This window comes from Marinicella marina (assembly GCF_030065545.1).
GTDB lineage: Bacteria > Pseudomonadota > Gammaproteobacteria > Xanthomonadales > Marinicellaceae > Marinicella > Marinicella marina.
This window is the reverse complement of sequence record NZ_JASJNC010000006.1, coordinates 118,172-133,977: the sequence shown is the minus strand read 5'-3', so window position 1 is coordinate 133,977 and position 15,806 is coordinate 118,172. Positions and strand designations below refer to the sequence as shown.

Annotated in this window: 8 protein-coding genes; 2 read left to right on the top strand and 6 right to left on the bottom strand. The window is 44.1% G+C overall.

All coding sequences use genetic code 11. The features are described 5' to 3' along the window. Nucleotides 1-108: 108 nt before the first annotated feature. A complete protein-coding gene (gene uvrB, locus QNI24_RS10505) occupies nt 109-2,130 on the top strand; it encodes an excinuclease ABC subunit UvrB (RefSeq protein ID WP_267177089.1) in 2,022 nt (673 codons plus the stop codon). 276 nt (nt 2,131-2,406) lie between these two features. Here the strand turns inward: uvrB and QNI24_RS10500 are convergent, their stop codons facing one another. Next, nucleotides 2,407-2,871, bottom strand: coding sequence for a hypothetical protein (locus QNI24_RS10500; protein WP_267177684.1), 465 nt, complete (start codon nt 2,869-2,871; stop codon nt 2,407-2,409). 452 nt (nt 2,872-3,323) lie between these two features. Between QNI24_RS10500 and QNI24_RS10495 the strand changes: the two genes are divergently transcribed. Then, nucleotides 3,324-5,279 carry a RecQ family ATP-dependent DNA helicase gene (locus tag QNI24_RS10495; protein ID WP_267177002.1) on the top strand — a complete coding sequence of 652 codons (1,956 nt, stop codon included), beginning with the start codon at nt 3,324-3,326 and terminating at the stop codon, nt 5,277-5,279. Nucleotides 5,280-5,288: 9 nt separating this feature from the next. Here QNI24_RS10495 and QNI24_RS10490 read toward each other — a convergent pair whose 3' ends face one another. The 5 genes from QNI24_RS10490 to QNI24_RS10470 all read right to left on the bottom strand — a co-directional run bounded on the left by QNI24_RS10490 (nt 5,289) and on the right by QNI24_RS10470 (nt 15,729). After that, on the bottom strand, nt 5,289-8,864 hold the full coding sequence (locus tag QNI24_RS10490) for a fibronectin type III domain-containing protein (RefSeq protein ID WP_267177001.1): 3,576 nt from the start codon (nt 8,862-8,864) through the stop codon (nt 5,289-5,291). Nucleotides 8,865-9,011: 147 nt separating this feature from the next. Continuing rightward, a complete protein-coding gene (locus QNI24_RS10485) occupies nt 9,012-12,266 on the bottom strand; it encodes a S41 family peptidase (RefSeq protein ID WP_267177000.1) in 3,255 nt (1,084 codons plus the stop codon). 58 nt (nt 12,267-12,324) lie between these two features. Next, on the bottom strand, nt 12,325-12,642 hold the full coding sequence (locus QNI24_RS10480) for an EthD family reductase (protein WP_267176999.1): 318 nt from the start codon (nt 12,640-12,642) through the stop codon (nt 12,325-12,327). Between the two features lie 143 nt (nt 12,643-12,785). Further along, nucleotides 12,786-13,463 carry a type 1 glutamine amidotransferase domain-containing protein gene (locus QNI24_RS10475; protein ID WP_267176998.1) on the bottom strand — a complete coding sequence of 226 codons (678 nt, stop codon included), beginning with the start codon at nt 13,461-13,463 and terminating at the stop codon, nt 12,786-12,788. 91 nt (nt 13,464-13,554) lie between these two features. Next, nucleotides 13,555-15,729 carry an AsmA family protein gene (locus QNI24_RS10470; RefSeq protein ID WP_267176997.1) on the bottom strand — a complete coding sequence of 725 codons (2,175 nt, stop codon included), beginning with the start codon at nt 15,727-15,729 and terminating at the stop codon, nt 13,555-13,557. Between the last annotated feature and the right edge of the window lie 77 nt (nt 15,730-15,806).

Here is a 15,806-nt window from a genome sequence, read left to right as displayed (position 1 = left end):
ACTATGTAAATAATTACATAGTCAAGACAACAAGCCCAAAACGTGACCAATGGCATGGCTGCGGCTGATTCACACAAATTTATCTTAATTAAGTTATCATTACCGCCCATGGAAACAGTCAATTTACAAATCAAAAAGTCAGCCAAGCCATTTGACATACAAAGCCCGTTCACGCCCGCAGGAGACCAACCCCAAGCGATTGAAAAATTATCACAGGGATTTGAAGATGGCTTGAAAGCACAAACCCTACTCGGTGTGACTGGTTCAGGTAAAACATTCACCATCGCTCACATGATCAACAAGGTACAAAAAACCACCATGATCATGGCCCACAACAAAACCCTGGCAGCCCAATTGTATTCAGAGTTCAAAGAATTTTTCCCTAACAATGCGGTGGAATATTTTGTTTCCTATTATGATTACTACCAGCCTGAGGCTTATGTACCTGCCACTGACTTGTACATAGAAAAAGACGCATCGATCAATGAATACATCGAACAAATGCGCCTCTCTGCGACCAAATCTTTGATGGAAAGACAAGACGTCATCATTGTGGCAACAGTATCAGCCATTTATGGTTTGGGTGATCCACAGTCCTACTTACAAATGCTGGTTTCTTTGAATGTTGGTGAACGCATTGACCAAAGAACCTTGCTGCGACGCCTGGCTGAATTACAGTACACCCGCAATGACATTGTGCTAGAACGCAGTACATTTCGTGTACGTGGTGAGGTGATTGATGTGTTTCCAGCAGATTCAGAGAAAGCCGCGGTGCGCATCGAGATGTTCGATGATGAAATTGAATCATTGAGTTACTTTGATCCATTGACCGGTAAAAAAATCAGTGAAGAGGCTCAAATTAATATCTTCCCCACTTCACACTACGCCACACCCAGAGAACGCATACTCAACGCCATCAATAACATCCGTGAAGAGCTCAAGGACCGTTTGAAAGTCCTATATGACGACAACCGCTTGGTCGAAGCACAACGCCTTGAACAACGCACCATGTATGATTTGGAAATGATGCAAGAATTGGGCTACTGCAATGGCATCGAGAACTACTCCAGACACCTCACCGGTTTACCACCGGGACATCCACCGCCGTGTTTGTTCGACTATTTACCCAGCGATGCGCTGCTGGTAGTGGATGAATCACACGTTTCCATCCCCCAAATTGGTGCGATGTACAAAGGTGATCGATCGCGTAAGGAAAACCTGGTGCGATTCGGCTTTCGTCTGCCCTGTGCTTTAGATAACCGACCACTTAAATTTGAAGAATGGGAACAGCGCACTCCTCGCATGGTTTTTGTCTCTGCCACACCAAGTAAATACGAAGCCGAACACCAAGCCCAAGTGGTGGAACAAATCGTCAGACCCACGGGTTTGATTGATCCCACCATCGAAGTGCGGCCAGTGGCTACTCAGGTAGATGACCTACTCTCAGAAATCAATAAAAGAGTGAAGCTACAAGAGCGGGTATTGGTCACCACTCTCACCAAGCGCATGAGTGAAGATTTGACCGATTATTTGGCTGATAAAGGCATCAAGGTCCGGTACTTACACTCTGAAATTGATACCGTAGAACGGGTTGAAATCATCCGTGATCTGCGCAAAGGCGTATTTGATGTATTGGTGGGTATTAACCTGCTGCGTGAGGGCTTAGACATGCCTGAGGTGTCCTTGGTGGCCATCTTAGATGCCGACAAACAAGGCTTCTTACGCTCTACCAGCTCATTGATACAAACCATAGGTCGGGCCAGTCGGAACCTCAACGGTAAAGCCATTTTATACGGCGACAAAATCACCAACGCCATGGAAATAGCCATTGGCGAAACTGAAAGAAGACGCCAAAAACAAATCGACCACAACACCGAACACGGCATCACACCGAAATCGGTGGTGCGTAAGATTCATGATTTACAAGATGCCTACGACCAGGAAGACCGCAAACAGCTGGTTAAAGTCGCTGAAGGCGGCGGTGCCTATGCCGGTAAAAAAGCCAAAGAATTGGGCACCTTGCTGAAGAAGCTAGAAAAACAAATGAAACAGCACGCTGCCGACCTGGAGTTTGAAAAAGCCGCAGACTTAAGGGATGAGATTGAACGGATCAAAGAAGCGGTTTTTTGAATATGTATCAAACATAAATAAATCTTAACATAGCTAATCCAAAACCGTCATCCTCGGGCTTGACCCGGGGATCCATTTTTAAGTACCGTAAGATGGGCTCCACCCATCATTTTGATGATTTAACAACAAAGTCATGAACAGCAAACTGATTATTTATTTTAAGTTTTAAAAAAAACAGTGCTGCTAAATTTTTAAACTTTGACGCTGTTAGATGGCATTTCGATGGGCAAAGCCCATCCTACTTGGCTTTTTATTTTTGTCCGCTTCAAAATATTGTTATTTACCTAATAAAATTTGATTAGCGATATTTGTAATCTCAAGCTTTCCGCTATCAATGGCAGTTGGAGAACCTATAACTATAACGAAGCTTATTTTTTTAGACTTAGCCATGTAAATATACACAAATATGCTCCCTTCATCTATTTCCTCAACGGCATTACCAGTTAAACTAACGCAATCAGTACCACAATTACTTTCTAATAATTCATAACCGAGTTCTTCTAACATCTCACTTGTATCCTCAGAAATAGATTGATACTGTTCGGTTATACCCTTTCCGTATTCGATAACTACAAATGGTTTCATACTTGGGCCAGATGCAATTATTCTTCTTAAATTATCATTTTCAACGTGTAGTTCCTCTGGAAGGTCTATAGAGAAAAACTCAGTTTCTATTCTCTGAGCATTCACTGAAAAGGGAACGATTGTAAATATAAGTAAAAAATACCTGATAAGTTTCATGGGTCAATAACATTTATTAATAGTGCCTCATTGCCTTCTATCAAGATATAGGCTTAAATTCGTGCACGCTTTTTTTATGGAATTCATTGTAAGTCATTGTTTTCTCAGTTTGAAGTAATATTTTGAATGCATCATTATCAGGAAATATACGGTTAGTATTGTAGGATGGGCTCCGCCCATCATTTTGATGATTTGACAACAAAATCATGAACAGCAAACTGATTATTTATTTTAAGTTTTAAAAAAAACAGTGCTGCTAAATTTTTAAACTTTGACGCTGTTAGATGGCATTTCGATGGGCAGAGCCCATCCTACTTGGCTATGCTGGAGCTTGGGAACGAAATTAAACGGCTATTTTTTCCCACAAACCATCAGAAAATATGGACTGGACTTGATGTGGTCATGTGGCACAATGAGCACCATTGTAAATCACACACAAAGGATTACTTAATATGGACTTGATCGCTTTACTCAAACAACAATTTGGCTTTGATGGATTCAAAACCGGTCAGCGTGAGGTGATCGAGAAATTATTGAGTGGCCGCTCTGCCAGTGCCATTTTTCCCACTGGCTCAGGCAAGTCTTTGTGCTACCAATTAACCGCGACTCAATTGCCCAATTTGACCTTGGTGGTCTCGCCATTGTTGTCGCTGATGAAAGACCAGCTGGATTTTCTGTTATCGCATCGGATCAAAGCCGCACGTTTGGACTCAACCCTGGAGCGCAGTGAATACAACCAGGTGTTACAACAAGCCAAGTCTGGCAGCCTTAAGGTTTTGATGATTTCTGTTGAGCGATTTAAAAACGAACGTTTCCGTGCCCAACTTCAACAAATGAACATTTCACTGATGGTAATTGATGAGGCGCATTGCATTTCTGAATGGGGCCATAACTTCAGACCTGATTACCTCAAACTGCCACAGTACCAAAAGCAATTCAACATCAAACAAACGCTGCTTCTGACGGCAACCGCAACCCCACAAGTCATTCAGGACATGCGAAATAAATTTAACATTGCTACCGATGATGTTGTTATCACTGGATTTTATCGCAGTAACTTAAAGTTGGTTATGAAACCCACAGCGGCCAATAAACGCTCAGCAACACTGCTAGAGGATTTAACAAAAACCACCAATAAGCCAAGTATTGTTTATGTCACTCTACAAAAAACCGCAGAGGAAGTGGCTGAGTTTTTGCACCAAAACCAACTGCCCGCACAACATTATCATGCGGGCATGAAAGCCGACGAACGTGAACACATTCAAAACCAATTCATGGGTGGAGAGATCAATTGTATCGTCGCCACCATCGCTTTTGGTATGGGCATAGATAAAACCAATGTCCGCCAAGTGTTTCATTATGACTTACCCAAATCAATTGAAAACTACGCACAGGAAATTGGCCGCGCTGGGCGAGATGGGCTGCCGTCCAGATGCACCATCCTTGCCAACAATGAAAACCTGCAAGTACAAGAGAACTTTGTATATGGCGACACACCGGAAGAAGCGGCCATAGCCAATCTATTAGAACAAATAAAAAACTGCCAAAGTCAAAACAGCCATGAAAGCTTCTGGGAGACCAAACTCACCAGTTTATCCAATGAATTAAACATTCGACCATTGCCATTAAAAACCCTGTTGGTTTATTTAGAGCTTGAAGGCATCATCACGCCCAAATTCACTTATTTTGAAGAATACGCTTTTAAAAGCATCGACAACACCGAACAAATCATTAACCTGTTTCAAGGTGAGAGAAAAGCATTCATCCAAGCCCTGTTCGACAACTGTGTGGTCAAGAAAACATGGACCTATGTTGATATACAAGGCATATTGGACAATGACACTACAGGTGGCAACAGGATCAATCGCAGCAGGATCCTTACTGCTTTGGAGTGGCTGGAAGATCAAGGTCACTTGGAGCTACAAGCCAAACTGGCCGTTGAGCGTTTTGATGTGACCAGTGAAAATTTCGATGTGACGCCATTAACGCAAAAGTTATACCAACTGTTTTTAAACAAAGAACACAATGAAATCAACCGCATACACAACATGATAGCGATGTTTGAATCTGATCAATGCCTGAGTAAACAAATGGCGAATTACTTCGGCGATCAAAACGCGCCTAATAATTGTGGCCATTGTTCAGTTTGTGAAAATGGCGCTGTCTGTTTTCAAAGCAATCAACAATTACCTGAACTGAACACCATGGATTGTGACTCATTGCTGCATGCTTGCAAAACCACCATGGCATCTGCCATGTCCACCCACAACGCCACCAAATTCCTTTGTGGCATCCACACACCCATTTTTACGCGGCTTAAAGTCAGATCCCTGCCAAACTTTGGGGCGCTGGAAAAATACCCTTTTCAGGCCGTTAAGCATTGGCTGCACAGTGAGCTAGATTGTTGATCTGAATTGCTATTTTTCAAATCCATTGGCGAATATGTAGTCTTGATTCAATGCATAATTAATTGATTCAATCTGCATTTCACCACTCAAAACAACCAAGGTTAAGGCCCTTGGACCCTCAGTCAGATAAACTGCGGGCAAAGTAAACTGATTCCCGCCTGCTGCCGTGAAAGCATAAACAGTTGGCAAGGCTCTACCGTCTACCTCTAGTTGTATTTCAATATTTTGAGCCAATGCTTCGGTTAAAACCACATGGACGTCATAATGATTGGTCTTGGCATTCTCAAAGGTCACATGAATAAATTCTGTCGCCTGTAAATGGGGTTTTTCATGCAACAAGCTTATCGGAGCAGTTGATGCACTGAGCCCGTTTCTATCAATTGCTTTGATGTAGTATTCATAAGACTGTCCCAGTTGAACGGCTGCGTCACTGAAATACAGGGTGTCGCTGTTGTTTACTGCTGTTTGAATCAATTCAAATTCAGCACCAGAGTTGGCGCTGCGCCGATACAACTCAAAACCTTGCAAATCAATATCTGGTACACCAAAACCACCCACTTCAATTTGGTTGATACCATTAATGGCCCAAATCTCCGCCGGTATGTGTGTGGCGGTGATGTCTGGCAAGGTGACAGTCACTTCATTTGAAAAATTGGATTCGTTCCCCGATTCATCAACAGACGTGACTTCATAAATATAAGTCACACCTGGCACAACCGATTCATCATTGATGGCATTGAGCGATTTAACCACAACGCCATTGCCTAGTAATTTTCGCGCTGAAGCTGCCGCTGTGGCATCTCTTCGATACAAACGATAACCCAACAAGTCAGCCTCATCCAGACTGTTCCAATACATGCGCACGAAAGGCCGATCGGGTCGAGCCAAGATGTCATCGCGGACATTTAATTGTGGGACAGGTGGTGCTTGGGTGTCATTGGCTTCATTCACCACTGGTATCACCACCACATTATCAACATAGAGATCCCCTTGCACATTGTTGAGGTTCAAAGCTCTGATAAAAACTTCTTGTAATGCCGTGCTAGAATTATTGGGTTCAAAAATGACCTCAATGGTTTGGAATTTTTCAGCCAAAATACCCAGATTAATTGGTAGCGCGCTTGAAACTCTGGATTCTGCATTGCTGATGAAACCCAGACGCAAATCAGGCATGCCCTCACCCCCACCTGACTTAACAAAGGCCACCCTTGCTCTGATTTTAAATGCGCTTAAACCACTGATGTCACCAGATAAAGCAGCTGTCATGGTTGGTGTACCACCACCAATATATCGGTGTCCCACATAGTAACTACCACCATTTTTAGGTACAGCTGTTAAGTTCACCCCATTTGAATCTTTGATGGGAACCGGAGTCAGGCCAGAAAAAATTGAATTATTCTCAAAATTTTCCGCCAATAAACTCACCGATGTGATCAGTTCATGCCAAGAAGGCACACTGCCCCAACGATTGGCATCATAAGGCCACATGCGATTAAACCAATTGGCCAAATCCGTTAAAGTCAGTTCATCAATGCCCTGTTGTTGTAACAGCGGTAACAAGCGATAGAAATTATTGATGTGCTGTTTTTCTCTGGGGCCATGAAAACCAGAGAAGCCCACACCAGGCTCAGGGACTGTCTGACTGGTTTCGTAATAGTACTGGCTTAAATCATCTCTGGGGATAGCGGCTTCGTCATTCACAGCATACGATTCGTGCATATCCAACCACTCATGCAGGTAGGCCTCAAATGACATGCGCCACATATCGGGACTCAGGGTATCCAAATAACTGAATGAACGGCGGTCATAATCATCATAAGAAAAACGTTTGTTTAATTGCATCGCATGCGCCACGTAGCCATCTCGAGTCATACCAGCGCCGGTGTCTCGCGCTTGTAATACTTTGGCTAAAGTAGCCACTCGGGTCACTGAGTTGTAACTTCCGGTGCGTTGGTAAGCCCGTTCGTAATGTTCAAATATATAGTTCCAGTCCATCGGTACATTTTGATTGGCTTGGACGCGATGTCCTGAAGTGACCAATGATGCCAGGTGATACCATTGGTTTGATTCCATGGTACCAGTTCGATCCCATTGTCCTTCAAAATGGCGTATGTTATTACTTATGATGTGTGGTGCCAATGCCCAAATATTGGCTCGTGGCCTATTACCTGGAATCGCCAACAACTCATTGGTAAACTCAGTGTCACCACGCTGATGCCAAACCGACTCATCATCATGAATGTCTTCCAATCCATATTTTCGCACCAAATCATATATTTTGATTGACTTCCATCGCTGTAATGCCTGGATATGAGTTTCTCGAGAAAATTCTGGATTGCGTCTTAATCCCACTTCAGATTCTGGGCCTGCGCCGCCACGTATGTCTCCATGCCATCCATCTAAATCCCAATTGAACCTGCCAAATAAATTTTGTAACTGAGCCGATGCTGCCAGCGCTGCTGGCCCCTCATTTGCAAGCGCATCAGCCACCACGTTGAACAGTGTCCATGGTACCTCGTAATCACTGGCATCTGGCCATATGTCTTCAGGGGCAGCTTTGGGTAACCACATATTCCAGTCAGGCATTTGTTGGGCCACTGGCAATACCCTCAGACTCAAAACTTTATTGCGGTCATACAAAGCAGACATATTGCCCCAAGTCACACCATCAGGAAACATATGCGCCATCACTTGGGCTTCATCATCCAAAGCCCAGTGCAAACCGGCACCAGCCATCCAGTGATCGGCTTTTTGTTGTTTGATTTGATCTGTATCAGTTGGTAAAGGGTCTAAGCCCGGCCCAGGCTGAAACGGCGGATTCCATGGACGACCTGGCGCCGGAGTTTCTAAGGCTCTGATGTACGAGGCAATACGCACACCATCGGCATAACTCAGACCGTGAAACTGCGCCCTGGTGATGATGGATTGGTCAGAGTAGTTAAAGTACTTGAGGTCACTGCCATCTTCAAAATGACAAGAGCTGCACTTGGCTTTCAAAGTTCGCTTGGTGATTGGGTTGTTGTATAAATTGGCTGAATGCCATAATTCTTCACCAGCAGATAAACTGATTGGGTCGTTGAGTATGGGTTGCCATGAACTGGGATCATCTTGAAGAAAGTCAGCTTCTTCCAGTAACATCGAACCATCAGCAGCCATCACGTTTAATGCAATCATCCGTATCGCACTGGTCTCGCCGTTGGTACCATTCAGACGAATGTGCAAATGATTTTCACCTCCAGACACAAAATCATCGTTCAAAGCATTGGCAATGAGACGGATGGTGGCATTGATTCCGCCGATGCCATCTTGCAAGGCTTCGTTTTCAAACACTTCAACAGTATCGTTATTAACATGATGCCAGCCACCCTCGTTGAGTCGGACAGACAATTGATTAGCAAATTTGAGGTTATGAATACGCAAATAAAGACCTGAAATTTGCTTGATCTCTGAACCAATGGGTAACTTGATGGTGGCGACAGTTGGGTGGATGGTCCACGAAGTCAGTTCAATAGGTAATTTTATGGTGGCTTTGGCAGTTGAAGAAATTAACAACACACACCAGAAATACATTCTCAATTTATACATAAACTCACTGACTTTTATTTTTTAATTAGATTCAATTAAGGCGCACCTACTCGCACAGCCCATGGGGTATTTTCATATAAAAGTGCACTGAGTTTCTGTAACTCAGTGCTCAAAATAATTAATTTGAAGATTAACAGTTAAAAACCATTAATTGTCCCTGAACAAACCGTGACGATCTGGATAAGCTGGACGCTCAATGACTTTTGGTGTGTAATCTTCCAACTGCTGTTGGATGATTTCAATCGCCTTGTCTAATTGTGGATCGCCACCACTAATCACTGCTTTAGGCCATTGTTCGACTTCGATATCTGGCGCGACGCCCTCATTTTCAATTCCAAACCCTTGTTCATTATAAAATGCCACATTCGGTGCGCTGACCGATCCACCATCAATGAACTGTGGATACCCCAGTACGCCAACCAAGCCGCCCCATGTGGTTTTGCCGACAATGGTACCCAAGTTATTGCGACGGAATAAATAAGGCAGGTAATCACCACCAGAACCGGCATTTTCATCAGCCAGCATCACTTTGGGTCCTTGGATAGAAGCACTCGGTGCTTTCAAGTCATTGCCATAACGGAAATTCCAATAGGCATCCACTTTCGGCTCAAGCAAGTCAATCACGTAGTCGGCCAAAAAGCCACCGCCATTGTATCGCTCATCAACAATAATGGCTTTTTTATGTACTTGCGGATAGAAATAACGTTTGAAGTATTCATGGCCTGCTTGTGCTGTGTTAGGCACATAAACATAAGCCACTTGACCATTTGTGGCCGCATCGACTTTTTCGATGTTACCCTCAACCCATGCCCTATTGCGAAGAGCGTATTCAGAATCTACCGGTGTGACTGTGACCGTGCGGCTGTTTTTGCCTTTGGCATTATCAGCGACTTTCAAGCTGACTACTTGCTCTGCTGTGTTTTCAAAAAACCGAAACAAGTTGTCTGCCGCGGTGACTTCCTGGCCATTCACCGCCAAAATATAATCACCTTCTGAAACTTGCACCCCAGGTTCGGTCAGTGGTGAACGCAGTCCGGGATTCCAATTTAAGCCACCGTAGATGGTTTTGATACGGTAGCGGCCATTTACCTGCTCATAATCAGCGCCCAATAAGCCGCCTTTGATGGATTTGGATTGGTGGAATGAATCGCCCATGCTGTTGAAACGATGGTGACCCACCGCCAATTCGCTGAACATCCATTGCATCACCCGATACAAGTCATTCTTAGAGGTCAAGTCAGCCAAAAATGGTTGGTATTTAGACTTCATCGCTGACCAATCGGCACCGTGCATACCGGGGTCATAAAAATAGTCTCTGTTGACTTGCCAAGCTTCATCGAAAATATTTTGCCACTCCATTTTCGGCACCGATTGAACGGTGACCGCATCAACATTCAACGGTGTGCCTTTTTTCGGGTCTTTGCTCAGATCGATCGTACCCCAAGCACCCTTGCTCAAGTACAGCACATGGTTGTTATCGGCGGCAAGTTCAAACGCATCTGCTGCCAATAAAACTTCTTCTTTTTGTGCTGAAATATCGTATTTGTGAATACTGGGCTCGCCTTCGTTATTGGGCTTCAAATAATACAAGACACCCGATTCACCAACCCGTAAGTTACTGTATTCAGATGCTTTTAAGGGTACATCGACGATTCGCTGGTTCAAACCTTTGAAATCAATTTCGACTGATTTTGTGTTTTTATCTTCATCATCTGAATCTTTCTTGTCAGCGTTTTTTTCGTCCTTTTGGATGATTTCCTGTTGGTCATTTTGTCTTTTGAATGGCGATTCAACTTCATCTTGTAGCGTCACCAGATAGATTAAATTGGTGCTGTTCATGTCCAACGTGGATTGATCAAACCAGTTTTGCAGTGGGCCTGCATCGGTCGATGCCAGCATATATAAATATTGACCATTGGGATCGAATTTGGGTTCAGTTAAATTCGACAAGCCATTAGATAAGGGGTAAGAGCGTTTTTGTTGCAATGAATAAACAAAGGCGTTCTCAAAATTATTCTCAGAAATCAAGGTATAACTCAGCCAGTTAGAATCAGGCGACCAATCACCCACCAGATTTCGATAAACACCAGGAATGTACAAATAATCAGAGGCTACTTTTTCGGTCTTTTTGGTGGTCACATCAGTCACATAAAGGCTTCTGCCGTTATCAACAAAACTGACTTTTTTACTGTCTGGCGACCATTTAATGTGGGCGTAAAAACCAGCACCATCGAGTTCGATGGCGTTGATTGATTGTTGTTTCAAATCATGTACATGCAGCTGATATTCACCCGTCGTGTTGGAGAAGTAAGCAACGTATCGTCCATCAGGTGACCATTGTGGCTGGTTTTCATGCGCACCCGGTGAGTTGGTGAGGTTGTTTGGGTCGCCTTTATCTACTGGCACAGTCACCACTTCACCCCTGAAATCCACAACAACCCGTGTGCCACTGGGAGATATGGCCGCGCTGCGGACATACTCTTTGCCGCTGATATAACGTGTCCTGAGTTCCGGTAAATCTGTTTTGATATCTATTTTAAGTGTCTCGATGGCACCCGTCTTGCTGTTTAATGTGTGGAGCAAGCCTGCTTGTTCGAAAATGACCGTATCAGCATACACATCCAATTCCATCACGGGAAAGTCATCAAAATCAGTCAATTGTTTGATGCTTTTGGTTAGGGTGTTGAACTCAAATAAATTGAATTCACCATGGCGGTCACTGCGGAAATAAACCACATCACCCGACCATTTGGGGCTGCTGTCATTGGCACCAGTCGCTGGTTTGGCTATTTCCTCTACTTCATGGGTTTCCTGATCGTACAACCAAATCCTCGACTGAGTGCCGCCACGGTAGTTTTTCCATTGCCTGAAGGCTGATCGATTCGGGGTGTAAGCCAATTGAGAACCATCGTCGTTGTATGAAGCATAAAATGCCGTAGGAATCGGCAATGTTTTAACTGGACCACCGTTTACTGGAACAGTATGCAGTTGTGAGAATCGATTGGTGTGAGAAAATCTTCTGGAACCAATCAACACGGCTGAACCGTCTGGCGTGAAATCAACCACCGCATCAGCATAGGGGTGCCAAGTCAGGCGTTTAGGCACACCGCCAGTGACCGCAACCACAAATACATCATCATTGCCATCATACTGACCCTCAAAGGCCAGCATTGAACCATCAGGTGAAAACACCGGATAACTTTCTTGACCTGGGTTAACAGTCAAACGCCTGGGCTGAGAACCGTCTCTGTTAGCAACCCATAAATCATTGGCATAAATAAAAGCAATGTGTTTTTCGCTGATGGCTGGTTGGGTCATTAAGCGAGTGGCTGTGACCGATGTGGTGATCAAAGCGCTACTAAAAAGCACCATAACCAATGGTCTGAAGTATGAAAATGACATAAGAAATCCTATATGAGAAAAGTGTGTGAATTAGAGAACGAAGTTGGGTGGTTTGAGGTCAATTATCCTTACCAATCAAAACAACTGGCTCGCCACCCGAGGAAATACGAGAAGCATCGGCTGCAACAACTTGCATGGCATCGGAACTGAGTACTGCTTTGAGGGTTTCAATATCCGGAAATGGCATGCTGAACATTTGATAAAAAGGTGCAGTCCCTGCTGGGCCAGCCATCATCTTGGTGACTGAGTAAGGTTTGTCACTGGTGGGAATATCCATCTGCTCATGCAGCAAGGCAATATGAGCTTGGTAATCCTGTTCGAATTGAGCAACATTTTTGGGTTGTGGGTACAACACCATGAGTTTAACAGCCGACATACATATCTCCCTTTAATTGGTATGATTAATTGACAATTATCTTACCCGGGAAGAGACGTCACATCAACTGATTAAGTTCTTCAGAATGGCTTAATTGGTTGCAAGCCAGAGTAAACTGGCTCGCAAGTTTTGAGGGTATCTTATTACTTCAACAAATCAAGTAAGTTGTATGCAACAGCTGCTGAGGATCCTGGATTTTGACCTGTTATTAACAAACCATCGGTGATGGCTAACTCTTGCCAGTCATCGACTTTTTCATAGTGGCCACCAGCGGCCTTCAATTCATCTTCCAACATATAAGGCACCACATTGCTCAAGCCCACTGCATCTTCTTCGGTGTTACTGAAACCAGTGACACGCTTGCCGGCGACCAAAGCTTCACCATTTGCTTTTTTGGCTTTCAGCAAAACGGCAGGTGCATGACAGACTGAGGCCACGGGCTTGCCTGCTGCTGCAAACTGCTCAATCAGTTTGATGGAGTTTTCATCATTGTGTAAGTCCCACAAAGGACCATGCCCACCAGGATAAAAGATGGCATCATAATCAGCTGCATTCACTTCGCTTAACTTCATGGTGTGAGCGAGCTCTTGTTGTGCTGTGCTGTCGCCATTGAAGCGGTGCGTGGCATCAGTTTGCGCATCTGTCATGGCACTTTTGGGGTCTTTGGGGGGCTGGCCGCCTGCAGGTGATGACAAAGTAACTTCAGCGCCTGCATCTTTCATCACATAATAAGGCGCAGCAAACTCTTCCAACCAAAAACCAGTCTTTTCGCCGGTTTCACCCAAATCATCATGTGAAGTTAAAACAAACAATACTTTCATGCTTTCAATCCTTGTTTAAAACACGATAGGTTAAACCAGTCAGGATAAAGATTGTGTCAATATTTTGTTGTGGCTGGCGTCTTAGACAACATCAATTTCCACCGCCATCATCTTCCTTTTCAACAGTCTTGTCTTTTTTCTTTGATGATTCAAACAAGCCCTGCAACAAATCCCTCTTCATCTGATCTTTTTCAGCCCGCTTGCGTTCTTTCTCTGTCATTTCGGAGTTGGCTTTTTTGCTGTTATCTTTGTCCTTGTCCTTGTCTTTGCCTAACAAAGCATCAAATAAGTCTTCTTTCAGCTCATCTTTCTTTTCATCGATTTTGGCTTTCTGCGTGGCCAGAATCAATGCCGCAACATCAATATTGATGGAGGGCTCTAATAAGTTGCCTTTCAGACTCACAGGTATTCTGGTATCAATCAGTTTTTCAAAACGGGCATCCAACACCCCTTCAGGGATGTTGGTTAACATGGGACTGATGCGACCATTGATGGTTTGCGCAGCCAGGTCAATCTCCACTTCACCTTTGACATCAAAATAAGGAGAGTTCAAACGCAACTTGTTGGTTTTCAAAACGCCATTGTTGATGTTGGCATCTATCTCCATCAAACCAAAAGCCGTTTTCAATTCCTCATTATTCGCTGCTGCTTCGGCTTTATTCAACAAACTCAAACTCTGCTGTATGATTTGAAACACATCTATACCAACAATATCACCATCGGTAAGGCGGTATGAGACGCGGCCATTGGCAGTTTTCAATGGCTCAGCACTGAAAGGTTGGTCAATTTTTACATCCGCATTCAATTGGCCTAACCCAGTTAAATAATCAGTCCCAATCAGGTCGGTGAGCAAGTTACCTGCTTGAAAATCTTGCATGCTGTGGGTGACTTGTAATTTGCCTGTGGGTTGATCAGGCATCAATTTCAGTTCAGTCTGAATCAGACCCTGGTAAAAACCGGCTTTCAACGGCTCTACCGTGAGGTTTTTTCCATTGGTTGTTATGTTCAAAGTGATGTCGTTGAGGTTCACGCCAGCAGCCGTTAATTGCTGCATCTTGATTTGACCTGACAAGCGTCCTAAATCGAAATCATCACTTTCAGGTGCTGATGAGCTGCCATCACTGCTGTCGGCGGGCAAGTACTGATCTAAATTCAATTGGTCAATGCTGAGGTTGAATTGACCGCGTAACTGACTGAGTTGGTTCAAATCTATGTCTCCTGCAATGACCGAATCATCTAACTTGAAGTCCATACCATTGAGCTTTAATCGATCGCCTTGCAATGACCAATTGGCTGTTCCAGAAACCGCATTGTCCGCTTGGTTATCGAGTGACGTACCCATCTCATTGAGCAATTCAGCCATTGAGAATTCAGCCACATTGAGTTGACCATTCAGATTCATATTGGTGCTTAATTGTTTACCGTTGAGGTTGGTGGTCAGTTTCATGGCACCCAATTCCAGCTTTATTTGCTCAGCCAGCAGCGTGTCTTGGGCTAAATCCAAGGTGGTTTGAGGCGATACTTCGAATTCCAATGGCAACGATGACTGTGAGCCGTTGAAACTCAAATCACTGAATACCAACACCATACCACTGCCCTCTCCCAACCCGCTGGCCAGCCATTGCGCATTTAATTGGCCTGATAAATCATTGGCAGGCATTTCAATCTTGGTTTCGATTGACATCGGTGTGGACTGGTTGCTTTTGATTGAGTCGCTTGCAAAGTTCAATGCCGTCAATCTGATCTCCATTCCAGCACTGGCATCCTTGTAGTTTAATTCACCGTCGGTGATGGCGATGCCCCTAACTTCAAGGTCTGCGCTCGAGCCTGATGTCTCTGTAGCATCTTGACCGCTGCCCATGTGATCGATAATGGATTGCCAGTTGCTGTTACCCGATTGAGCCATTTGTAAGTTGATTTTGGGTTGTTGCAGCTCAACTTGGCCCACTTTGATTTGTTTTTTCAACAAAGGCAACAACTGCACTCCGACCGCAATGCGCTCCACTTCAGCCAAAGTCTCACCGCGAAAACCTGCAGCATTTTTGACAGTGACTTGATTGAGGTTAATCGCAATTGAAGGGAATACCGACCATTCAATCTCGCCGTTGAGCTCGACGTCTCGACCCAATTGAGTCGCAATTGCTTGTTGTATCTGAGGTTTGTGTTGATTCGGGTCAAACACCATAGGCAAAATAATGATGGCCAGCACCACCAATCCCACCAACACAGCAGCCACCCCAAATATCCATTTAATCAATTTTTTCATCACTTCAACACGTTTTAATTCAAAGCACTAATTTAACATTCAATGGTTTAATATATTGTGAAACAGTGTGGCAATTG

What these genes read in the sequence shown, in the direction of transcription:
- QNI24_RS10480 (WP_267176999.1), bottom strand. Translation starts at nt 12,642, where the DNA reads ATGTCGGCTGTTAAACTCATGGTGTTGTACCCACAACCCAAAAATGTT.
- QNI24_RS10490 (WP_267177001.1), bottom strand. Translation starts at nt 8,864, where the DNA reads ATGTATAAATTGAGAATGTATTTCTGGTGTGTGTTGTTAATTTCTTCA.
- QNI24_RS10500 (WP_267177684.1), bottom strand. Translation starts at nt 2,871, where the DNA reads ATGAAACTTATCAGGTATTTTTTACTTATATTTACAATCGTTCCCTTT.
- QNI24_RS10485 (WP_267177000.1), bottom strand. Translation starts at nt 12,266, where the DNA reads ATGTCATTTTCATACTTCAGACCATTGGTTATGGTGCTTTTTAGTAGC.
- uvrB (WP_267177089.1), top strand. Translation starts at nt 109, where the DNA reads ATGGAAACAGTCAATTTACAAATCAAAAAGTCAGCCAAGCCATTTGAC.
- QNI24_RS10475 (WP_267176998.1), bottom strand. Translation starts at nt 13,463, where the DNA reads ATGAAAGTATTGTTTGTTTTAACTTCACATGATGATTTGGGTGAAACC.
- QNI24_RS10495 (WP_267177002.1), top strand. Translation starts at nt 3,324, where the DNA reads ATGGACTTGATCGCTTTACTCAAACAACAATTTGGCTTTGATGGATTC.
- QNI24_RS10470 (WP_267176997.1), bottom strand. Translation starts at nt 15,729, where the DNA reads ATGAAAAAATTGATTAAATGGATATTTGGGGTGGCTGCTGTGTTGGTG.